This window comes from Nitrospira sp. KM1 (genome assembly GCF_011405515.1).
GTDB lineage: Bacteria > Nitrospirota > Nitrospiria > Nitrospirales > Nitrospiraceae > Nitrospira_C.
On the sequence record NZ_AP022671.1, the window covers coordinates 2,071,845 to 2,094,519 of the forward strand.

The following is a 22,675-nucleotide window of genomic DNA, read 5'->3' on the forward strand; positions in this document are numbered from 1 at the left end:
TCCCCTTCAGTGTCCGCTCTTGAGCCATTGCTTCACCACGACCGCGGTCGCGTCAGGGTTGCCTCTCGCCATATCCACGATCTGGCCGCGGGCCTTGGTGCCGGCCAGAGAGGCTTCGACCTGTCCTACGGACGCGGGGAGAGCGGGTGCGTCCGTCGCCGCGCCCGGCGTCGAGGCCACGGCCAGCATCCCCAGTAAGGGGCGCACGACGAACAGCAAGAGCACCAGGAAGAGCCCGCCGCCAACCGCGTAGCGGACGTATGGCGCCCAGGCTTGGCGTGTCTCCGGCGCCGACTCCACGCCCGTCTGCTGGCCCTCGTCGGCAAAGCCGAATTGCATATTGACGACCTCGACTTGATCCTGCCGTTCAGCAGAATATCCCATCGCTTTCTTCACGATCTCCTCGATCCGTCCCATCTCCTCGGCCGATCGCGGCACATATTTTCTTGTCTGTTCCGTTCCCGCCGCCTTCTCTCCATCGGCCGCTTTCGCCGTCTCATAGGTTCCATCCACCAGCACGGCAACCGAGAGCTTCTTGATGGTTCCAGTCGGTTCGACGATTTTCGAGACGGTGCGGCTAATCTCGTAATTGACGGTTTCGTTCTTCGTCTGGCTGTTGGTAGAACTCGTCTGCGAAGGTTCCTGTTCGGTACTGGGAGGGACGTTCGACCCGACCCCGGGCACGCCTCCGGTGGTGCCGTTGACTCCGGTCGACTTTTCTTGTCCCCGCTGCTCGCTGCGGACCACCTGGCCGTTCGGATCGTATCGCTCCTCCGTGGTCTCGACTTTTCTGAAATCCACAATGCTGGATACGCGCACGACCGCCTTGTTCGCTCCGACAATCCGTTCCAGCATGGTTTGAATGCGTGTCTCGGTATCCTTTTCGAGCGCTTGCTGATACTCGAGTTGCGTATTGGTCAGACCGACCGCGTCGTCGGTTGCCGTACTGGACAAGAGGCGGCCTTGACCGTCCACCACCGTCACATCTCTCGCTTGCAGGCCTTCCACGCTGCTGGCCACGAGATGCACGATGCCCTGGACTTGCGATTTGCTCAACGATTGGCCGCTATACAACGAAACGACGACGGAGGCGCGTGCCCGATCGTGTTCCGCGCTGAACAGACGCCGCTCGGGTACCGCGAGATGAATCCTGGCTTTCTCCACGCCGGCCATCTGAGCCACCGTTCGAGCGAGCTCTCCCTGCAATGCCCTTCGGTAATTGAGCTTCTGGACGAACTCCGACATCCCCAGAGTGGATCGATCGAAAATCTCGAAGCCCACGCCTCCCCCGTGCGGCAATCCCGCTCCTGCCAGTTGCAGGCGGAGATCGTAGACCTGCGCGCTCGGCACGAGAATCGTCCCTCCTCCGCCGGTCGTTTCGTACGGCACCTTCAACTCTTTCAATTTGTCCACGATGGCAGACGCATCTTCGGTGGAGACATTTGAAAACAGCACCTGCATATCCGGCTGCTGCGTCCAGAGACCCACCGCGATGAGTCCGGCAATCGAGCCGGCCAGCGCCAGCAGGATGATCATCCGTTGACTGACGGTAAAGCGGCTCAACGACTCGAGCATGAAGAAGCGTTCCCTTTCTTATTCGGGGTCAATCGGCGGGCTCCGTCACACCTGCATGCGCTGAATCTCTTCATAGGCTCCGACGAGTTTGTTTCTGACCTGCATCATCAGCTGAAATGAAATATCGGCTTCTTGAAGCGCGACCATCGTCCGGTGGATGTCCTGTGTCTTGCCGGTCATGAGATCGTCAACCGCATGGCTGGCCTGGAGTTGCACGTCGTTGGCCTGCGCAATTGCGCCCTTGAGTTGATCGAGAAATCCTCCTGCCCGCCCCGCCTCGGCGACAACGGAACCCGGCGATTCAACCGCGGGCGAGATCGTGGAAAGCGTCGCTGACCCGATACGGATAGGATCCATCATCACCTCCCGATGTCCAACGCACGGTTCCACATCGCTTTCGTGGCGCTGATGGCCTGCACGTTGGCTTCGTAAGACCGAGACGCGCCGATCATATTGACCATTTCTTCCATGACGTTGATGTTGGGGAGACGGACGAACCCCTTGGGGTCGGCGTCAGGATGGCGGGGGTCGTAAATCTGATGGCCGGGCTTGTGGTCTTCAATGACCTTCGAGACACGCACGCCGTCGAGAGCATGGGCGGTCGGCCCGCTCGCCACCTTGCGAAAGACCTGGTGGAAGTGATTCCCCACCGGAGCGGATTGGAAGACGACATCCCGACGGCGGTACGGCCCTCCCTCGGCAGTCTTGGTCGATTGGGCGTTCGCCAGATTACTGGCGATCACGTTCAGCCGCCTGCGTTGGGCATCCAACGCGGATACTGACACGGCAATGCTATCGGTCATGTCCATGGTTGCTCCTCCTTCATCAGATCGGAATTGCCTATCGGCGGTTCGCCCTGCCTAACGCGCGTCGCGGATCGCGCTCATCAACTGCCGGAGACGAATACCCATGATCGCGGCGGCGCTGTTGTATTGCATGGCGTTATCCGACAATTTCGCCAGCTCCAATTCGATGTTCACGGAGTTGGCATCGAGCGGCAGATCGCCTGCCGGCACCTCCGCCACTCGTCCCGTCACCTGCCCGGCTCCCGGACCCCGCAGACCGAAATGGCGGCCGTGTGTGGAGACGAGGCTGACGGGAGGCCGTCCCTGTGCGGCAGAAGACAGCGCCTCCTGAAAGTGCAGGTCCGTCGCCCGATAGCCGGGCGTTTCTTCATTTGCGATGTTGGATGCGATCAGCCTATTTCTGGCCCCGCGAAGATCAAGCGTCCGCTCGACCAGACCCATGGTTTTGTCAAAAATGTTCATCTGCTCCTCCTGTCTCGACGTGCGGAAGATACGACTTCGACCCCGGACAACCGTCTCGTCTGCTCAGACATCGGCGATGAGGGCACCATCCTGTTGGCGATATTCTCTGAGTTTGTTGCGGAGCGTGCGAATGCTGATGCCGAGCTCGCGCGCGGCATGAGTACGATTTTCCTTGGTCCGGGCCAACGTCTGAAAAATCAGCTCGCGCTCCATTTCCCATAAGGATCCGTTTCCACTTCCGTTTCCCGCTCCCGATGGAACCGTCTCGTCGGCGGGCCGCGCGCCCGGTAACGCCGGGGAGTTCTGAGTATCGACGGCGATGTGTTCGGGAGCGATGGCAGTTCCACCAGCGAGAAGCACCGCCCGTTCCATCACGTTTTCTAACTCCCGGACGTTTCCCTTCCAGCTATGTTGATGCAATCTGGCCAACGCGCCATCGGAGAGGGATGAAAAGCTCAATCCATTCCTCGCTGAGGCCGCTTTGGCGAAATGACGGGCAAGCAATGGAATGTCGGTCGGACGTTCACGGAGCGGTGGAACCGTGATGGGGAATACGTTGAGACGATAAAAGAGATCTTCACGAAACCGGCCGGCTTCGACTTCCTTATGGAGAAGGCGGTTCGTGGTCGCAATCACACGTATGTTCACGCTGACCGGTTCACGACCTCCGACTCGATCGACTTCTCGTTCCTGCAGCACACGAAGCAGCTTGGCTTGCAGGCCCAGGTTCATTTCGCTGATCTCGTCCAGGAGGAGGGTGCCGGTGTGGGCCATTTCGAACTTGCCCTGCTTACGCACGACCGCGCCCGTGAACGCCCCGCGTTCGTAGCCAAAGAGTTCGCTCTCCAGAAGACCGTCTGGCAACGCGGCACAATTGACCGCAACAAACGGCCGATGCGCCCTCGGGCTTCGGCTGTGAATAAATCTGGCGAGCAATTCCTTGCCGGTCCCGCTTTCGCCGCTGATCATGATGGTGGCCTGACTGGCTGCCACGCCTTCGATCGTGCTCAACAGACGAACCATGCCAGGATCCTGGGAGAGGATGGCCCGCTGACCTGCAGAGACTGCCGACGAGGTGGGGACGTTTTCCCGCGCCGATTGGAGGTTGCCGATAATGCGTTCGAGAAGATCGGTCGAAAATGGCTTGAGCACATAGTCGCTGGCTCCGTGCTTCATGGCTTCCACGGCGGTCTCCACCGTCCCGTATGCGGTCATCAGCACGATGTGTGCGGCCGGCAACCGCCGCGACAATTCGTTCACGAGATCGAGTCCTCCGAGCCTGGGCATTTTCAAATCCGTCAGGACCAGCCATGGTTTGGTCTTGAGCGCGAGCTCCAGGGCGTCCTGTCCATCATTTGCGACCTGGACATCGAATCCGAGCCGTCTGACCGTTTCTGTCAATGCCGCGCGCATCGATGGGTCATCGTCGGCAACGACGATCGTACGGCACTCCTGCGGGATACCCGGTAATTCCGTGAGCGTTCCCTCGTTCATGCTGATATCTCCTCCGTGTCATTCCCCTGTCCGGACATTTCGGAATCGGATGAGGCTGCCGCTCTGACCTGGTGGTCCGGCAATCCGCCCGTCGAGCCATGCTCGCGGAACGGAAGAATCATCGTGAAGGTCGTGCCCTGTCCTACTGTGCTATGTACGTCGATCCGCCCCCCGTGCGCTTCGACGATGGCATGGACGATGGCGAGCCCGAGGCCCGTTCCCTCATCTCGCGTCGTAAAGAACGGATCGAAAATCCTCGCCTGATGACTGGTCGGAATGCCGATGCCGGTGTCGGTCACCGACAGGCGGATGCAACGGTGCCCCGTCCGTTGGTTCTCCTCCGCGGTCGCCGCCAGCGTCAGAGTGCCCCCGTCCGGCATGGCCTGGACCGCGTTTAAAATGAGGTTGAGTAACGATTGCTTGATCTGTCCGGCATCGCACCACAGGTGAGAGACCGATGGATCCACTTGCATCTTGATATCGAGCCGCGCATTGGCGATGGCATGGGCAGCCAGGGTCAAGGCATCGATGAACAGCGCCTCGGTCATGTGCCGGTCGCCTTTCGAGCAATCCGGCTTCGTGTACAATAAGAGGTTCGAGAGGAGGCGATCCAGCAGTTGCACTGCCGACGAAATGTGTTCGGCATAGCCCTTGAGGCTCTCTTGATCCTTCAGATCCCGGCGTAGGATCGACGCGAATAATTCGATGCTGCCGAGTGGATTTCTGATCTCATGGGCGATCCGGCCCACCATCTCGCCCATCGCGGCCAAGCGGTCGCGCCGCTGGAGCCGAGCCTCCAATTGATGCACGGCGCTGACATCCTGAATCAGCGTCAGGCCCCCGGCCGGTTGCCCCTCCACATCGCACAAGGGCTTCTGGGCCAATGTGGCCGTCGCCCCGTTCTTCGTCGTCAACGGATACTCGTCGGAGTCCAGACCGGATTCACCGAGGCATGCGGCAAGCGGCCGCCCAAGAATGTTGTCACGTGACAAGCCCAGCAGTTGCTCCCCCGCCCGGTTGCACCGCGTCACGGTACCTTGGGCGTCGGTCACCAGGATGCCGGTCGTCAACGACTCCACGATCGCCGTCAGATGTTCTCGCAACTCTTCATTGGCCCGTAGGTTCCGTTTGAGCGTCTCGTTTCTGTCCGCGAGTTCCAGGTCCAACTGTTCCAGTCGTGACGTCAGCGCTCGATAGGATTGCTGCAAGGTGGCCGCCGCACCATCGAAACTGCGAAACGCCGCTTGCAACAGATCGGCATCATGGAGCATCGGAGCTGCCTGCACGGTCATGGTCATTCTCCTTGTTCGATGAGCGAGTCGGGCGGGTTCCCTTGAATGGCCGTCGTCGCGCGTTGAAGCAGGGGATCTCCCCCGAGACTGAGCGCGGTCGGTATCGCCCGCGCCAATGCGGTGTCACGCCGTCCGGACAGGTTGCGGACGATCTGGAGCTGTGCCCATGCGGCCTCTTCCCGCTCCGGGTGAGCCGTGAGGACCTGCCGGTAGAGTTCAAGCGCCCGTTGCGGCGAGTGCTTGTGGCTCAGGAGGTCCGCGAGGACGAGCCGGTCGTCGTTGGTCGGCGAAACAGTTCCTGCCCGCACGGCTTCGTCGAACGCCGCAAGCGCCTCTTCAGGTTGGCGGTCTTCGGCCAGCGTTCTGGCCAACATCAATTGTATTGAAGCGCGCTCGCGGTCGTTGGGATGGAGACGCAGCCATGTTCGCATCAATTTCGCGGCGCCGTGGTAGTTCTCCTGGCCGCGCAGTGAAGAGATCAACAGTTTGGACACCATCGGACCCTTGAGGCTCTGAGGATAGAGGAACCGCGTACGCTCCAGAACCTTCTGTGCCGCTACGTAGTCCCTTTGATCCAGGTAACTCTGCCCAAGACCGATGAGCGCCTCTTCGTGAAAACGAGCGGCCTTCAGGTCGCGGACCAGCGATTGATACAAGTGCACGGCTTGAGCGGAGAATCCCTGGCGCCGATGAATATCGGCGACCCGTAATAGGATGTCCGTGCCCGTATAATGCTGCTCCGGGGCGGACCCGTGCCAATGAAACAGCGACACAACGTTGAATTCGTCGCGCGCCGCGAGCGCGGATTCAAGGCGGGGTTTCAGCAGCGTGACCAACCGGTCCCCGGCCGCTGCGGGCCATGGATCGTGTTCGATCTTTCCCGCTCGGATCGAGACCTGATGATAGATACGAACCGCCTCTTCGGGAGCCTTACGGGACTCATGATATTCGGCGAGATGATACAGTGCTTCGCTTCCGAGCATGTCGGCATCGTGCGCCGACGCCATATCGAGATAGGTCCGGCGAAACCCTGCGTCGTCCAGATAGGTTGAGTCGGCCCCCCGCATCAGCCCCCGGACTTTCATGTAGAGAAAGTCCTCTGCGGCAACCGCGGCGAGCTCTTGTTCCATCTGGGTCAATCGAAGACGTGCGTAGGCGCCTGCCGTCGCATTCGGATACAGAGTTCGGGCGACCGTATAGAACACCTCCGAACATTTCTGTTGTCCGAGTTTCCGGCAACTGTCGCCGACACGGATAAGGGCGGCACCGCCTTCTGTCCGGGACGGATACATGTTATAGAGCACCGTGCACACATCACGAGCTTGCAACATGCGGTTGGTATCGAACAGGACGGCGCAATACTGCGACAGCAGCACCGCATCCTGCCGCATCATCGTGGGCCATCGCCGATGCAACATGTCGTACAGCGGCTGCGCGTCGGCGACCTGCTGCTGCGTGTACAGCGCGCTCGCCAATCCTCGGGTGGCATGCATGAACATCCTGTCGTCGGATGCCTGTTTTCGGACCGTTGCGAAAGCCAGTTCGGCTTCCTTCCATTTCCCCAGAGCGCTGCAGGCCAGAGCAAACCCGAGCATGGCCCGGCTCGTATCCCGCTCGGTTTGAGATCGACCCAGCGCCTGTTCATACGCACTCTTTGCCTCTTGAAACCACCCCATCGCCCTGTACAGATCGCCGATTCGCCATTCCGCCCGTACCGTGTTGGGATCTTTGGGATAGGCGCGGACCAACCCTCTGTATTGATTGACGGCCTCCGCCCGCTTTCGATTTGAAGCCTCCTGCTGCAACGTGAGTTCCGCGTTAAATGCGACTGAGGCAGGAAACAATCCGCTCTCGGGGTTGCGGGTGGCAAATCCATCGAAAGCCGCGCGGGCGGCATCGTAATGACCTCTGCGGAAGGCCGATACGCCATCGTAAAACTGCTGTGCTTCCGGCCCTTGCACGGCCGCATCAAAGCGCGGCCCGTCGTCGGGCAACTCCGGCTGTGGGGGCACGCCGGCTGGTGCGGCACCGACGGCCTGTCCATTCGTCTCCGCTGCGCCGCCTTCAGCAGCCGCCATGCCGAGCAACAGCAGAACGAGGAACGGCCAGGCAAATCCGATCGAAGGTTTCATAGTCCGGCAAGGGTTCAGCAACTTCCATGCCCCTGACCGCAGGGAAAAACATGCTCGATACTAAGGAAATTTTGCCTGTTGAAGAGCCGCCGCTTGCACGTGTCCGTCAATCCACCGACGCGGTGACAGGATCGGAGTCAAGGGATTGACACGGCAGGATGAGGAAGTGGTTCCGAGAACTATACGGAGATAGAAGTCAGGAGCGATGGGGCGTTTGCGGATCGCCCGGAGACGCCGGACTGGAATTAGCCCGCGATGCAATTCAGAGATTTTGGAGCGAACCCTTTGCGCTTGAGCTTTTCGACGAGCGTCGTGCGATTCAATTGCAGAAGCTGAGCCGCTTTGCTTGTAATACCATTGGCCTGTCTGAGTGCCTCAACGATCAAACGATTTTCAAACTGTTCCAATTCACGAGAGAGATTCACACCCTGATCGCTGAATCGAATGAATTGATCCTTTGAGGCTTCAGGATGTCCTGTCCGCTGGAGAACCCGCTCCGGAAGATCGGATGCCTCGATCCGGCCGGTTTTCTTCAGAACCACGACCCGTTCGATCATATGCTCCAGCTCTCGGACATTGCCGGGCCATGCATACTCTGTCAAACGGGTCATGGCGTCAGGGGAGCAGGATTCGATTGTCGTGTGTTTCGTCCGATTGAACACCGCGACAAAATGTCTCACTAAGTCAGGGATGTCTTCACACCGTTCCCGCAGCGGCGGAATGGTCACGGGAATGACATGTAAGCGGTAGTAGAGGTCTTGGCGGAACCGCTTGTCTTGTACGGCTCGTTCGAGATCCTGATTGGTTGCCGCAAGCACCCGGACGTCCACATGAATCGTCTTCGTCCCTCCAACACGCTCGAACGAGCGCTCCTGTAGGACACGCAGCAGCTTCACTTGCAAGGATGGACTCAATTCTCCGATTTCGTCGAGAAAAATCGTTCCCCCGTTCGCCAATTCAAATCGTCCGAGCCTGGTATGGAGAGCCCCTGTGAATGCGCCCCGTTCATGACCGAATAGTTCAGATTCCAGCAGGTTTTCCGGAATCGCCCCGCAATTGACGGGAACAAGGGGGCGAGCTTTGCGCAGGCTGTTGAAGTGAAGCATGCGCGCGACCATTTCCTTCCCGGTGCCGCTTTCTCCCTGAATGAGCACAGTGCTGTCAGTATCCGCAACCTTTTCGACGAACTCCACCAGGTCACGGATCTGGGAACTGGTTCCGATCAGACGTTCCAACCGATATTGATCGCGCACCGATTTCTTCATGGATTGACCGTGCCGTTTCACCGACTGCGCCTGCACGGCTTTCTTCACGATCTCCGTGACCTGCACAACCTCAAACGGCTTGGTGATGAATTCAAACGCGCCGCTTTTCATAGCGCGGACCGCCGTGTCGATCGTACCGTGACCAGTCATCACGATACCGGTCACCGTGGGATCGATCCGCAACATCTGCTCGAGAATGGTGAGTCCATTCGTGTCGGGAAGCTTCAAGTCCGTCAACAGCACATCGACGGCCATGTCTTGTGCAAACCGAATCGCGTCATCGCCATTCTCGGCAACCGTCACACGGTACCCTTCCGTAGTCAGGACGGTGTGCAACAGGTTTCGGATTCCTTCTTCGTTCTCTACGACAAGGATTGACACTGAACCCATCGGATCCAACCTCGCGTTTGAAAGTAATGGATGAAAGAGGTGATGCTTCCCGCCGCGATCTGATTCGCCTCACGATTGAGCATCATTCCGTGATGTTGAACCTGTTTCTTGTCCGTTCATGATCAAGCGTAGAAGATTCCACGATGGTGATAAGTGTCAAAACACTCTAGCTTTTAAGGATTTATGGATCTATTTAACATAGGTACAATTGACATCATTGTCGCTGACGAGTGCGCACGTATCCTTCACGCTTCATAAAGAAACTTCCGTGCTCAGAGTAGTCCGGCCAGCGGAGAAATGAGAGGAGTAGGCTTAAACCTACAGACTAATAGTCCTGGGTGGTTTGAAGTTTTCCTGTAGTGAATATCGCACACAATGAGCTGCAGCCTGTGCACGCCGCGAGACTTGTAACTTCTGGAAAATATAACGAACGTAGTTTCGAACCGTCTTGTCGCTCAGCGCCATGGTGGCGGCGATTTCCTTGTTTGTTTTCCCCTCGGCCACCAATGCGAGTACTCGCTGCTGTTGAGAAGACAGAGGAGGGCGAGGATTGGCGGGACGATACTCCGACAAAGACTTCATCCGCGCGAGTACCGGCTGGGTAATAGCGGTATCGAGGATGGATTGTCCTCCGGCCACGGAATGAATTGCTTGAATTAGACCCTGTGTATTGATGCCTTTCAGGACATAGCCGTTGGCGTCCACGGCGATTGCCGAAAGAATCGCTTCCTCGTGCGCTTCCGAGGTCAGGAAGAGCACCCGGGTATCCGGACATTGTTGACGAATCGTGCGACAAGTCTCGGATCCACTCCCGTCTGGAAACCGCAGATCCATGACCACGACATCGGGTTTGAGCCGACCGACCTCCTGGAGAGTCTGCGCCACCGTTGCCGCCTCTCCAGCCACCGTCAGAGTCCGGTCTTCCCCTAAAATTGCTCGGAGACCGACACGAAAGATTTCCTGTGCGTCGGCAATCAGAACTTGGATCGACTTCGTTTTCGCAGTGAGCATATCGAGCTCGAACCTCCCAGTACGGTTAATGCAGGTTTGTCCAAACGCTGTCATTATGCAGGAGTATGGTGTCAAATGCTGTATGGCCGCCGGAGGTTTTACGGCCTTACCTGGCCAGGCATCCGGCCCTAACTGTTCGCATCTACCATGTTGAGAGCATACCGAATGATCGGCGACCTGGTGGCAGGGGAACACTGCGACAAGCTGATGCTATCGTGAGGTTGATGACGCCACGGAGCGATCTCCAGCGGCCTGTTCGACAAGACGCATGAAATGCGCTGCGGCTTGAGACCGTCTGGTCACGTGGAGTTTTTGAAAAATCGTGCGGATGTAGTTCTTCACGGTTTTATCGCTGAGATGAAGTGCATCGGCGATCTCCTTGTTGGTCTTACCTTTGGCAACCAGCGCCAGAACGCGATGCTGTTGGCTCGACAACGCAGCCGTTGAACTTGCCGGATCATTGGCCGGCACCGTGCGGCCCCCGCTCACGATCAACTTGGTGACCGAAGAATCGAGGATCGAATGACCGCTGGCTACGGATCGAATCGCCTGCAGAAGACTCGCCGTATTCACGTGTTTCAGGAGATACCCGTCTGCCCCCCCGAACACCGCTGCCAGCACGATGCTCTCATCCGAAAAAGAGGTGAGAAATAACACGCGAACGTCGGGAGATTGTTCACGAATTGCCCTGCATGCATCCACACCGCTTCCGTCTGGAAGTCTGGCATCCATGAGCACGACATCGGGCTGACATCGGGAGGCTTGGAGGACGGCCTCGGCGGCTGTCGCGGCCTCACCGACTACGAGGATCCCCTGCGACTGTCGCAGTACCGTGCGCAGTCCTGCTCGCACAACCTCATGATCGTCGACTAGTAACACTCTGATGGATTTGGCCTTACGCATGAATGACCTCCCTGGGAAGATCGAGTACGATACGGGTCCCGTGCTTGGGGCGGGAACGGACCGTGAAGACTCCCCCGACTTTGTTCGCGCGCGCGGCCATATTGCCCAGGCCTCGACCGGTTCCCACTACTTCGGACGGTACAAAACCCACTCCGTTGTCTCGAATGCTCAGGCGAAGACCCTGCCTCACGGCGCGGAGTGAGACCGAAGCATCTTTGGCTTTCGCATGCCGCAGACTGTTACTCATGGCCTCTTTGACAATGCTAAACAGGTGAAGCCCCTGCTCGGCCGTCAGGGCTTCTGTGGCGGCCGGATCGATGGCCACACGACAACGCGTGTCGTGCGGCTGGGCCAACTCGTGCACCATCGTGCGAACAGCCGCGGGAAAGTCCCTCCCGTGCTGTAATTCGGTCTCAAGGCCGGAGATGAACCCGCGTATATCCCGCATGACCGCGTTCAGTTGAGCCACGGCAAGATCCAAAGCCCTGGTGACACGCTTCATGTGAGGACGGCGAAGATAGGGGCGGCAGGTTTCTATTCCCAAGCCGACCGCGTACAGCGATTGGAGGATCCCGTCGTGCAGGTCCTGACTGATCCGCTCCCGCTCGTCGAGCGCCGACCGGAGATCACGTTCCCGTTGTCGGAGCGCTTCCTCTGCCCGCTTGAGTTCCGTAATATCGCTGCATACCGTCACCATGCAACGGCGGCCATGCAGCTCGATCAGTTCGGCAGACATCAAGCAATGCCGCATCTCCTTACGACGAGTGTGGACAATGACCTCCATGTTCCGCACGACCCCTGCTTCACAGAGGTTCGCGACAAATCGGTCCCGATGACTGGCAGTCGGCCAGAGATCCCGGTCGGTATTGATCGTCTCGCCGATCCCCCTCCCTGGGGCACTGAACAGCTGGAATGCCGCTCCATTGGCGTCGATAATTTTTCCTGATTGCAACTCCGAAATGACGACGGCATGGGGACTTGAGCGAAACGCTTTCGCAAACCGCTCTTCGCTTTCGCGCAGCGCCTCCTCGGCCCGCTTGCGTTCAGTGATGTCCTCTGAAATAAGAAGCAGATGACTCGGCTCGAATCCATTGCGGATGGGAACGGATTTTGATGAGAAGACTCGCGCGCCGAAATGTTTCGTATCGAGAACATGCTCCCGTATGTCGTGTACGGAATTGCTTTCGAGCGTATGATGGTCCTGCTCGAGAAGCATGTCCGCCTGATGTTCGGGAAAACAATCGTAGAGGCTTTTCCCGAGGAGCTGTTCCTGCTCGATTCCCAGATACATTTTCGCCGCCCGATTCACCAGTGTAAGCTCCAATGTCTTGGCATCCTTGACGACAATCATATGGGGAATGTTTTCCACGATGGATTCGAGGAACATGCGAGTCCGGTGCACATCTTCCTCGGCTTGAATCCGATCGGTGATATCTTCATTCAAGATGAGGGCACCAAGCACGGTCCCATCGTCCTGTCTGACCGGTACGGCTGAATTTCTCAGCGTCTTACGTTCCCCTGACTCCGTCTCGATCATGATCGTTTCATTCAGCACTGTCCGGTCCCTTGAAATGATGGTGCCGATCGCCCATCGATGCGGCGACTCGGCCTCGTCGATGCCTTCCCACCAGAGCTTGCCGGAGACGTGATCAGGCAATCCCACGGTCTTTGCGCGTGACCAGAGTTGTTGCCCGGCTGGATTGCCATACAACACATGACCCCGTGAGTCGGTAAACCAGACCCCGATGGGCAGTGTGTCGAGAACGGTCCGCAGCTGCTGCTCGCTTCGTTCCAAAGCATCCTGCGCCTGTTTACGTTCGGTGGTGTCAACCGTCGCGCCAATCAGGTGCGTGAGCCTTCCCTCGACGTCGCGCACGGCGTGCCCGCGCACCTCGGTCCAGATGGTGACCCCATCTTTACGAATCATTCGAAGTTCATAGTTGAAAGACTCTTTCAACGATCCCGACACCTCCGCCCAACTGGACAACGCCACAGTGCGGTCGTCGGGATGAACGAGGTTCAACCATTCCGCGGGATCAGTCGACAAGTCGAGCGGACCATATCCAAACAGCGCTTTCAAGTTGGTATCGCCATAATACAAACCCTTGTCGACATCGAGTTCCCAGACTCCAACCTTGCCAACCGCGGTGGCACGGGCATAGCGTTCCTCGTTGGCACGTAGCGCGCTTTCGATCCGCTTCTGTTCGGTCACGTCTCGACCGATACCGGCGATTCCGACGGTATGGCCCCACGAATCTTTGAGCGCCGCCCCCGTCCAATGATAAGGGATCAGACGACCGTCTTTGGTCAGCAACCGTCCCTCGAGTTCAGCGGTTCCTTCGGTCAAGGCCTGTTGAATGGCTGCTGTGGTGCGGTCGTACTCCTCGAGGGGAACGAATGCCAGCGCCGGCTTGTGGCGCAACTCCTCGGCCGTGTACCCGGTGACCTGCTGTACCCGGCTGTTCCATTTGATGAGAAAGCCCTGATAGTCCAGGGTGAACATGAGGTCAGGGACCGTCTCCATGATGTTTTCAAGATCAACCAGTACGTGCGATTGCTCTTCGTCAACTCGCCTATGTGCTGCCACTTCCTGTAACATCAGGATGATGCTGTCTTGCGATCCGTTGGCACTTGGAACGATCCGGGCTGCGACATCCAGCATTCGCCAAGCTCCGCTGTGATGCTGAAGACGAAATGCGCCACACCGCATGTCATCGTCTTCCCGCGAGACGCAGAGGTTGGACAGAGCAGCCCTGGCGCCCGCACGATCATCCGGATGAAACAGATTGAATACCTCTCGGCCGACGAGGATTTCTCGAGAGCAGCCCATCGCACGCTCGATCGAAGGGCTGAGATGCTGCACACAGCCGGTGAGATCCGTTACCGCCACGAGATCGGTGGAACATTCGAGCACCGCACGGTAGTGCGCCTCCCTTCTTTCCATCGCATGCTCTGCCTGCTGCCTCGCCAATTCCACGCCGGCGCAGGCTCCAACAAGCTGAAACAAGGCCTGCTGATCCCGGCTCATGTTGCGCGGCGCATCATCCATTAAGGACAACATTCCGATCACCAGGCCGGTCGATCCAAACAGTGGGACGACGAAGCAGCTCTGAATGTCCGATGCAGGGAGCCACGTGTGGTCGGGAAATCGCTGCGAGACACCGGATGAGTAGCTGCAAAATCCCCTCTGAATGACGGCATCGTCATACGGCGTCCCAACAGTCGTCCCCTCATACGCTTTGCCAAATGTCCGGTCCGACCAGACTGCCAATGTCTTGAATCGAAATCCGGTGATGGATTCTGAAACCACCGCATGCTTCATCCGCATCGCACTCGAAAGGCGACGTACGAGGGATGGGAAGAATTCTTGTCTTTTTAACGTATCTATACCGCCTGCAAATTCCCTGAGTGCACCGAGCGCTTCAGCGGATTCGACGGATGCCCGAGACCCATGACTCCATAAATCTTGTCTGGAACCCTTCGCGCGCAACCTCTCCAGCTGTTCCTGCAACCGCTCTATCTCGGACAAGGCTTCAGGCAGGGTCGTTGGAATGCCCATGAGAACTCCTTGATAGATGAAATAGTAGCGCGCCGACCATCGTCACAGATGTATACGTTGATGAACAGGTTTCCGTTGCCGAGGGTATCTGAGGCACAACAAGGGACGCTCAGCGCGTACTCATGACCGGACGAACCGTGATGCAATGGCGGGACTGGTAGGAATTCACGAACGGCATCCGAATGACCGAATAGACCAATGGTCATAGCACCCAATCGCACGCATCAGATTCTGAGTCATGCATGTGTAGATCGTATGGCCTGGCTTTTCGTGCCTTCATACGCTCACCGCGCTGGACAGCTCATAGAAAACGACCACATTCGTTTTCAGGTGAATCATAACCAAGCGAGCTCCTATGCGGATAGAGTCTTCCTTCACCCATGTCAATGACTATGAATGACTCTATATATAATAGGGGCTATTCCACGCGATCGGCCGGCAATGTATTTATGGAAGCCCTGCGCTTTCGTCAAGTACCGGTCATGGGATTCCGGCCCACGTCTGTCCGGCTAAGGTTTCTCCACGTTTTGCCGACAAGGAGTGGTGTCGGGTGTGAACGAACACCAACCCGCAAGGAACACTCGCAGAACCACAATGAGCACCGAAACAAGCAGGTCGCAGGGCAGCACGGTCGTCGAGCAGGTAGAAGCGGCCCTTGCCGAACGAATTGAGAAAGGTAAAATTGAGCTGCCGCTGCTCCCACAAGTGGCGGGACAGGTCATGGCCTTGGCCAACGATCCATCAGCTGATGCAGCCAAGCTATCGGCTCTCATTCATCAGGACCAGTCACTGGCTGCCCACGTACTGAGAATCGCGAATTCACCGGCCTACATGCCTCGGTCTCCGATCGTGTCCCTGCAACATGCCGTGGCCATGCTCGGAGTGAATCTGCTGTCCGAAATCGCCTTGAGTGTCTCCCTGAAGAGCAGCGCTCTGCAAGTCACGGGTTATGACCCGGATGTGAAACAGTTATGGCGGCACTCTTTTGCGAGCGGGGTCTATGCCAAAGAGATCGCCAGGCTTCGCCGCTTTAACGTCGAGAGCGCGTATTTATGCGGCCTCCTCCACGCCATCGGGAAACCGGTTGTCTTGAAGACCGTGGTGACCATCGCCGCTGAGCGCCGTCTCAACATCGAGCACGATGCGGTGCTTTCCTTCCTCGATGGATACCATGCCCGGGTCGGGACGTTGATCGCCAAAGAATGGGCGCTCCCCAAGCAAGTCGGCGAAGCTATCGGTTACTACACCATGTATGAACAGGCTCCGACCTACAAGCAGGAAGTCATGATGACGTGTCTGGCCGATCGACTCGCAACTTATCTGGTCGTCGCCGATGCATTTGACGAGACGACCGTCCGTGACCACACGGTCTATGCTGATTTGAACCTGTATCCCAATGATGTGGATGCACTCCTGAGGATCAAGGACAAGATGTTGAGCCTCGTCGACGCAATGGCTTTATGAGCGTCCAACATTTCGACATGGCCGTCATCGGGAGTGGGCCGGCCGGCCAAAAGGCTGCCGTCCAAGGAGCCAAGGCCGGGAAACGCGTCCTGGTCATCGAGCGGGAGCAGGGCGTCGGAGGCGGCTGTGTGTACCGGGGCACCATCCCGAGCAAGACCCTTCGGGAAAGTGCCTTGCAGATGAACCGAGCCAGACGACTGTCTTCGATGCTCGAAATGAAGATGCACTCAGACCTTCCTCTCGCTGCACTGATGAGCCGGGTGGACGACGTCGTGGCTGCGCACGGCGTCTATATGCGTGACCAACTTTCTCGCAATGGCATTTCCTGCTTTCATGGCCGGGCCCGCTTCCAGTCGGATCGGCAAATCGAGTTGCAATCCGTGGACGGAGAACGGCAGACGATAGAAGCGGACATTATCATTCTCGCCACAGGGTCTCGGCCACGCACCCCATCCGATATTCCCATTGACCACGAGCATATCCTGGACAGCGACTCGATTCTGTCGATGATCTACCTGCCCCGTACCATGACGGTGCTCGGCGGGGGCATCATCGCATCAGAATACGGATCAATCTTTTCTCAATTAGGCGTCAAGGTCACGATCATCGATCGGGCCGATCGTCCGCTTCAATTTCTCGACGAGGAATTGGCCCACACATTCGTCCAGAGCTTCGAGGAACAGGGCGGACGGTATCTGGGTGGTCAGCGGGTGTCGAACGTCCGCTGGGACGGCATCTCCCAAGTCTTGACGACTCTTCAAAACGGTGAAATCATCGGCGGCGAGAAGATGCTGGTCGCCCTGGGTCGCCAAGCCAATATTGAAGATTTGGGACTGGAGGGCGCCGGCCTGTCTGTGACTGAGAAAGGAACAATTCCTGTCAACGACCATTGCCAAACCATCGTCCCTCATATTTATGGTGTCGGCGATGTCATCGGCCCTCCAGGATTGGCCTCTACGGCGATGGAACAGGGGCGTCGCGCCGCATGCCATGCGCTGGGGCTGCCGGAGAGCGACTCGGCGCAAATTATTCCGATGGGGATCTATACGATCCCGGAGATGTCCAGTATCGGATTGGATGAGTCGGGGGCCAGAAAACGCTACCGCTCGATTCTGGTCGGCCGGTCAAAATACCATGAGATTGCGCGCGGTCAGATATCCGGTACCAGCGATGGCCTTCTCAAGATGATTGCGGATCCCACCGGAGAATACTTGTTGGGCGTGCAAATCATAGGAGAAGGAGCGACAGAATTAATCCACGTGGGTCAAATGGCCCTCCGTAGCGGAGCGACCATCGACTCATTTATCGACAACATCTTCAACTTTCCTACTCTCGCGGAGGCATACCGCGTCGCCGCACTGGACATTCTCGGGCAGCGTCGCAAACAACCGGCATTCTCTGCTCAGAGCGTACCTACAGCAGCCTAACAAATCGCGGAGAGTCTTCCCTAGTATCGAGTCCCATTAATAACTTGCATAATGCTTGCATCTCTGTTTGGGGGCAGCTTCTTATCCAGGAGGTGCCCTGATGCCCACCGGACGGCCGAAACGAGTGGAGATTGCGTTGACGCCTGAGGCGCGCGAGCCACTAGAAGAACACGGTGATCTTGCGCATAACTTCTGCGGCCGATCAATCAATGGTTGTCCGTTCATCAGAATGAATACGCCCCGTCTCTGCGGCAGAGACCAACGCACGAAAGAATCTCAAGATCTGGCAGGGATGAAACGAGATATTCGTGACGTGAAGGGTAAGGAAAGTTTTCGTCGGTAGGAAAATCAGATGTCAGTGAGCATGCCTCGGTCGCTCAATCCATCGACCGGGTCTCATGACCGTGCCCAATGCAAACATGCTGATGATGAGGACGAAAAACAGAAAAGCTACCATGAGAAAAAAGGCTCCGCGCACCCCGGCAATCATGTTGTCACCCTCCTCATATATTCCGGAATCGGTGAACATGCGGATTCCTTTTAGAATACTCCCCTACACGACCTTAGTCTACCTTTCATCTCCTCTCGGCTCCCCACCCCATATCGTGCCTCTCTCGCATACCTAGCTTTTGAGAAGAAGATGACGAGATCAGCGTGCACGATGGCCGGTGTATGAGGCGTGTGGATCGTGAGAAGCAACCCGGGAGAGTCCAGGATCAATACCTATTGGCAGTTCTCTTCGAATGAGAGGGTGTCGCTCGAACATGCGACGCATGTGTCCGGCTGGGTGGATGCGTAGGCTTGAATTGGGAGATTCCTGAACGGGGCAGTTTGCTTCCTCTACTTTACTTTCGAGAAATCCGCATTGATCCGTATTTCTTTTCCGTCTTGAAGGTTAATGACGAACACCGAGGCCGCGTTCGGATCAAAACTCTCATACGCGAACAAAGCGGTAAAACGAGACCGATAGGCCGGCCCTGTGCCCTCATTTTTACGCCCTCGTTCGGCTTTCCCGACAGGAGGGATGGCTTTGATCCGTTTGGAGCCTTGCTGAAGCTCGATCGAAGCGTCTTCGGCGAAATATTCATCGTCTCCACACAACTGCACTTCCACTTCCATATTCGGCATGTCCACGACTTTCTTAATGAACTCGTCGGGCATGCGAATGTCGCTCTTGCGTTTTTTGGATTCCGACGCCTCTTGCCGACCGAATGCCTCCAACCGATATCGCTTCGTTCTGAGGACAGCACTGGCTCCGCAGGCATCCTTTTCCGGATCTGCCCCCACCCTGGTTCCCAGCGAGGCCTGCTGGAGAACTTTTTTGACCTCGTCGGGCGTGTTGGCTTTCTCCATGGGTGCGCGCCCGGCTTCCAGGGCCTTCTGTGCGTCTTCCATGGAAATTTTGACATCGATGGCCCACACTGTGTCATACGTTGCGGTCAAGACCACCATTAGGACGGCCCGACGCCATATGCCATTGCCAGCACCAACGATCATGATCCCCTCCAGAAAATATTCGAATGATGCCGGGCATTGTACGAAATGCCCTAGCCCTTTGCAACGAACCGTCGGTCAGGAGTGCGAGGACTGATGGAACCGCGCCCACGTGCCGTGTGGCGTGCTCTCATACAATGTATCGACATCGACGGGTACGGCTATTCCGGCCCGTGCAAGCAATCCGGCGACCACGCGAAGCGGCAGTCCGACGACGGTCGTATAATCTCCTTTAAGGTCCGAGATGAGTTCGCTGCCCGGGCCCTGCACAGAATAACTTCCGGCTTTTCCCAGACTGTCAGTGGTCTCAAGATATCGACGGTGTAGGTCAGGATCGAAGGGCTTCATAAGGACCAGAGCGGTCGAGGTGACCGTCTCGGCCAACCCTACGGCGCCCCTGACGATCGTCACCGCCGTATGCACCGCATGCTGACAACCCGCCATCCGCTCGAGCATGTGGGCTGCGTCCACAAGATCGCGCGGCTTTCCCAACACGCTGCCGTCGAACTCAATCAGCGTGTCACTGCCAATCACCACGGCTTCCGGATCGGAGGTGGCCACAGAATATGCCTTGCCGAGCGAAAACGACTTGGCCAAATCCCGTGCGGAGAGATCAAATGCGACGCGCTCCTCGAAGGGGGGATCTCGGATCTCAAATCTGACACCGAGAAGACCCAACAATTCTCGCCGGCGCGGAGATGTCGACGCCAGAATCACCCGCATCGTGAGACCGGAAGGGTCAGAGCCTCCTCTGGATCGAGGGAGGTCTTAATCGGCACAGTCGATGTATCCGAAGTATGATTCACGCGGTAGTCCAAAAGGACCTGTTCGACACCGGCAACCGAAGACAGTCGGAACATGCTTGCTCGAAGCGCCGCAGCATGTGGGAAGCCAGTACAATACCAACCCAGGTGCTTCCGCATCCGGCGGAACTGACTGACACCGTGAACATGTTCAAAGTGACGGGCATGCTCCAGCAGAACTTGGAATCGTTCGGAAAGCGGAAGGACGGACGATTCTGCAACCATCGGGGTGTCCTGATGAAGGTGCAACCTTGCACGCTCTTTCTCCCGGAACAACCATGGGGCCCCCAGCGCCCCGCGTCCGATCAACACGCCGTCAACACGGGTTTCACGAACTCGCTGCACGACTTCCGTCAGATTCTGCACGTCACCATTTCCAAAGAGGAGGATACCGGTTCCCTTGACGACCTGTGCGGCTCTCGCGATCGCCTCCCAATCCGCCTGCCCACGGTACATCTGCTGAAGCGTTCTTCCGTGCAGTGAAATTGCACAGGGATGTTCTGTGATCAGATGCTCAACCCAGTGCTCAACGATAACTTCGTCATAGCCGAGGCGAGTTTTGACAGAAACAGGTATCGACCTCCTCTTACCTGGCATCGACCCCCGCCGCTGATTCATTCGATGGATGGCTTCAGCCCTCGCCGGCTTTATACCCGCCGATTCCATGCTTTGCCCGCCCACCCAGTCGTCAATACCCTGACGAGTCGCCTGGATAATGGTCCGGGCCAAATCTGGCGTGCGAATGAGGCCTGCTCCCGATCCCGATGAGGCCACATTACGCGACGGACAACCCATATTAATATCCAATCCGTCGAATCCCAAGGCGCAGACCGCATGGGCGGCTTGATAAAACAGATCTGGGTCTTTGCCATACAGTTGAGCCACGATAGGGCGTTCGATCTCATCATAGATCAGAGAGTCCAGAAGAAATTCCGGCCCCCTGCAGACATCATGCACGTGGGTAAATTCAGTAAAGGACACGTCCGGCTTCCCTTGAATGGCTACAACATGTCGGAACGATGCGTCCGTGACTCCGTCCATTGGAGAGAGACCAATAATCGGTCTTGGCAATGTCGCCCAAAAATTCATCGCGTGGCCGCTCCCGCTGGGTCAATATTCTCGTTCGCATCATGATAGGCCTGTCGCATCAAGTCAGCTTCTCGTTCGACAATGGACTTGAGCGAAGGTGCGTGTTCAATCACAAATTGGGTCATGCGCTCGATCTTCAATAGAAAAAAATCATACGACCGATCACTCGGCATGGCGTCCCGAAACCACCAATTGACTATACTGCGTAGGGGCACACCCGATCTCGCTAGTTCCCTGCAGGTGTCAGGGAACATGGTCGTCAACTCTCCGCCCCAACAGAGAATTTCGTGCGGGAGATATGCGCTCTGGTAGCAGTCAAATCCAATTCTGTCCTTCAGGACCTCCGCCCACATATCCCCAGAGGGGGTCATCTGTCCCGTCAAAACTTTGGCATAGTTTTTATAGTCCTCGGACAGCCGCCCCCTGTGTTCGGAAGATACGTGCGCATCGTAGGCGCAGCGGTCATCCAACGCCGTGGCCGATGCCTGACCATTCCTCTCTCTGTCGTCCATGATTGCGCCTATCCGATCTCGAAACCGTCGCGTGATGTTTTCATACTCGTGGACAGTCAGGTCGATCGGTTTCGTGTCCACTTCCAACGCCACGCCCCGTAGACTGATCAGTTGTCGATGCTCGAGAACGAGTTCCAAGAGATCCAGAAGGACTGGAGGAATTGACGCGGCGTGCGCATCGATCCACATAGGGTGTGCATCGCGCCCGGAGCTCTGGTCGAGAGACTCGTGCTGCGACAATCCGGCAATGTGAATTTCCACGACTCGGTCCATAGGAAATCTGTCGATGAAGTCTTCGACGAATTCCGTCAGCGTCATGGTCTTGCAAGCTCCACCGTACCGATAGACCGTCCAGAGATGTCCGAGATCTAACACGAAGCCGCAGGACACAAGATGCGCAATATGCTGGAAGAACTCCGGAATGGGCATTGTTCCGACGCCAAAATACGTCAGCGGAGGCATTTCGAGCAGAAAGAGCGGTCCGATGCCGCCTTGGGCGCGATCGAGTCTTCGTTGAACTTCATCGATATTTTCCGCAATAATCGCGGCACTCTCGATTGTATAAAGAGGGGGAAGATATGTGCCGAAAGAATATCCCGCGAATTGCTTCGATGCACATTCATGATTCAACCAATGGCTGCCGAGCATCCCGAGTTGGGAAACCGCCTCTTGAATCTCCTCGTCAAGCGTGGACCTTTGAAGAAAGTCCGGCTGCGTAACCCATAGCCCTTCCCCATGATACGCAAGCGGCATGGACGGAAACTCGGTTCGAACAGCCTTCATGGCGGCAACCGTGGCTTTAAACACCTCAAGATAACCGGGACGGAGGTGACGGGACTCGAGCCGGCGCATGAGGTCAAAGATGTCCGGCGAATAGCAATCGACCGAGAGGCCGATCTGCAATCGAGGGATGCCGTACAACCGCTGTTGAAACGCATTGAGGGCAGGTATAAAAGGTGGCATAAGACAGTACTTGTACTGGGACAAAATTTGGCCT

The 22,675-nt window shown here is 57.2% G+C and carries 19 protein-coding genes; 3 read left to right on the plus strand and 16 right to left on the minus strand.

Going from position 1 to position 22,675, the window contains the following annotated elements; translation table 11 throughout:
• Positions 1-6: 6 nt before the first annotated feature.
• From fliF to W02_RS09540, 11 genes are all read right to left on the minus strand, one after another.
• On the minus strand, positions 7-1,575 hold the full coding sequence (gene fliF, locus W02_RS09490; RefSeq protein WP_173047083.1) for a flagellar basal-body MS-ring/collar protein FliF: 1,569 nt from the start codon (positions 1,573-1,575) through the stop codon (positions 7-9).
• Between the two features lie 45 nt (positions 1,576-1,620).
• Positions 1,621-1,935, minus strand: coding sequence for a flagellar hook-basal body complex protein FliE (gene fliE / locus W02_RS09495; protein WP_173047085.1), 315 nt, complete (start codon positions 1,933-1,935; stop codon positions 1,621-1,623).
• Entirely contained in the window at positions 1,935-2,384 is a 450-nt protein-coding gene (gene flgC, locus W02_RS09500) for a flagellar basal body rod protein FlgC (protein WP_173047087.1), read from the minus strand. The genes fliE and flgC overlap by 1 nt, the downstream gene beginning before the upstream one ends.
• 51 nt (positions 2,385-2,435) lie before the next feature.
• Positions 2,436-2,843 carry a flagellar basal body rod protein FlgB gene (flgB, locus tag W02_RS09505; protein ID WP_173047089.1) on the minus strand — a complete coding sequence of 136 codons (408 nt, stop codon included), beginning with the start codon at positions 2,841-2,843 and terminating at the stop codon, positions 2,436-2,438.
• Between the two features lie 63 nt (positions 2,844-2,906).
• On the minus strand, positions 2,907-4,337 hold the full coding sequence (locus W02_RS09510) for a sigma-54 dependent transcriptional regulator (RefSeq protein WP_173047091.1): 1,431 nt from the start codon (positions 4,335-4,337) through the stop codon (positions 2,907-2,909).
• Complete coding sequence (locus tag W02_RS09515) at positions 4,334-5,629, minus strand: nitrogen regulation protein NR(II) (protein WP_173047093.1); 1,296 nt, start codon at positions 5,627-5,629, stop codon at positions 4,334-4,336. The genes W02_RS09510 and W02_RS09515 overlap by 4 nt, the downstream gene beginning before the upstream one ends.
• Positions 5,630-5,631: 2 nt before the next feature.
• Complete coding sequence (locus W02_RS09520) at positions 5,632-7,761, minus strand: tetratricopeptide repeat protein (RefSeq protein WP_173047095.1); 2,130 nt, start codon at positions 7,759-7,761, stop codon at positions 5,632-5,634.
• 245 nt (positions 7,762-8,006) lie between these two features.
• The gene (locus tag W02_RS09525; RefSeq protein WP_173047097.1) at positions 8,007-9,416 is read right to left on the minus strand and encodes a sigma-54 dependent transcriptional regulator; all 1,410 of its coding nucleotides are present in this window, start codon (positions 9,414-9,416) and stop codon (positions 8,007-8,009) included.
• Positions 9,417-9,734: 318 nt separating this feature from the next.
• Positions 9,735-10,427 (minus strand): response regulator transcription factor, encoded by a 693-nt coding sequence (locus W02_RS09530; protein ID WP_173047099.1) that lies wholly within the window; start codon positions 10,425-10,427, stop codon positions 9,735-9,737.
• Positions 10,428-10,637: 210 nt separating this feature from the next.
• Positions 10,638-11,330 carry a response regulator transcription factor gene (locus W02_RS09535; protein ID WP_173047101.1) on the minus strand — a complete coding sequence of 231 codons (693 nt, stop codon included), beginning with the start codon at positions 11,328-11,330 and terminating at the stop codon, positions 10,638-10,640.
• Positions 11,323-14,889 (minus strand): PAS domain S-box protein, encoded by a 3,567-nt coding sequence (locus W02_RS09540; RefSeq protein WP_173047102.1) that lies wholly within the window; start codon positions 14,887-14,889, stop codon positions 11,323-11,325. The genes W02_RS09535 and W02_RS09540 overlap by 8 nt, the downstream gene beginning before the upstream one ends.
• 594 nt (positions 14,890-15,483) lie before the next feature.
• Between W02_RS09540 and W02_RS09545 the strand changes: the two genes are divergently transcribed.
• The 3 genes from W02_RS09545 to W02_RS09555 all read left to right on the plus strand — a co-directional run bounded on the left by W02_RS09545 (position 15,484) and on the right by W02_RS09555 (position 18,123).
• Entirely contained in the window at positions 15,484-16,353 is an 870-nt protein-coding gene (locus W02_RS09545; protein WP_173047104.1) for an HDOD domain-containing protein, read from the plus strand.
• A complete protein-coding gene (gene sthA, locus W02_RS09550; protein WP_173047106.1) occupies positions 16,350-17,780 on the plus strand; it encodes a Si-specific NAD(P)(+) transhydrogenase in 1,431 nt (476 codons plus the stop codon). Before W02_RS09545 ends, sthA begins: the two co-directional genes overlap by 4 nt.
• A 100-nt stretch (positions 17,781-17,880) precedes the next feature.
• Positions 17,881-18,123 (plus strand): hypothetical protein, encoded by a 243-nt coding sequence (locus W02_RS09555; protein ID WP_173047108.1) that lies wholly within the window; start codon positions 17,881-17,883, stop codon positions 18,121-18,123.
• Between the two features lie 12 nt (positions 18,124-18,135).
• Here W02_RS09555 and W02_RS09560 read toward each other — a convergent pair whose 3' ends face one another.
• The 5 genes from W02_RS09560 to W02_RS09580 all read right to left on the minus strand — a co-directional run bounded on the left by W02_RS09560 (position 18,136) and on the right by W02_RS09580 (position 22,641).
• Positions 18,136-18,309: a hypothetical protein gene (locus W02_RS09560; RefSeq protein ID WP_173047110.1), complete on the minus strand. Its 174-nt coding sequence runs from the start codon at positions 18,307-18,309 to the stop codon at positions 18,136-18,138.
• Between the two features lie 311 nt (positions 18,310-18,620).
• A complete protein-coding gene (locus W02_RS09565; protein ID WP_173047112.1) occupies positions 18,621-19,277 on the minus strand; it encodes a hypothetical protein in 657 nt (218 codons plus the stop codon).
• A gap of 75 nt (positions 19,278-19,352) precedes the next feature.
• Entirely contained in the window at positions 19,353-19,997 is a 645-nt protein-coding gene (locus W02_RS09570) for a nucleoside triphosphate pyrophosphatase (RefSeq protein ID WP_173047114.1), read from the minus strand.
• Entirely contained in the window at positions 19,988-21,166 is a 1,179-nt protein-coding gene (locus tag W02_RS09575) for a tRNA-dihydrouridine synthase (protein ID WP_173047116.1), read from the minus strand. The genes W02_RS09570 and W02_RS09575 overlap by 10 nt, the downstream gene beginning before the upstream one ends.
• A complete protein-coding gene (locus W02_RS09580) occupies positions 21,163-22,641 on the minus strand; it encodes a DUF692 family multinuclear iron-containing protein (RefSeq protein ID WP_173047118.1) in 1,479 nt (492 codons plus the stop codon). The genes W02_RS09575 and W02_RS09580 overlap by 4 nt, the downstream gene beginning before the upstream one ends.
• Positions 22,642-22,675: the final 34 nt, after the last annotated feature.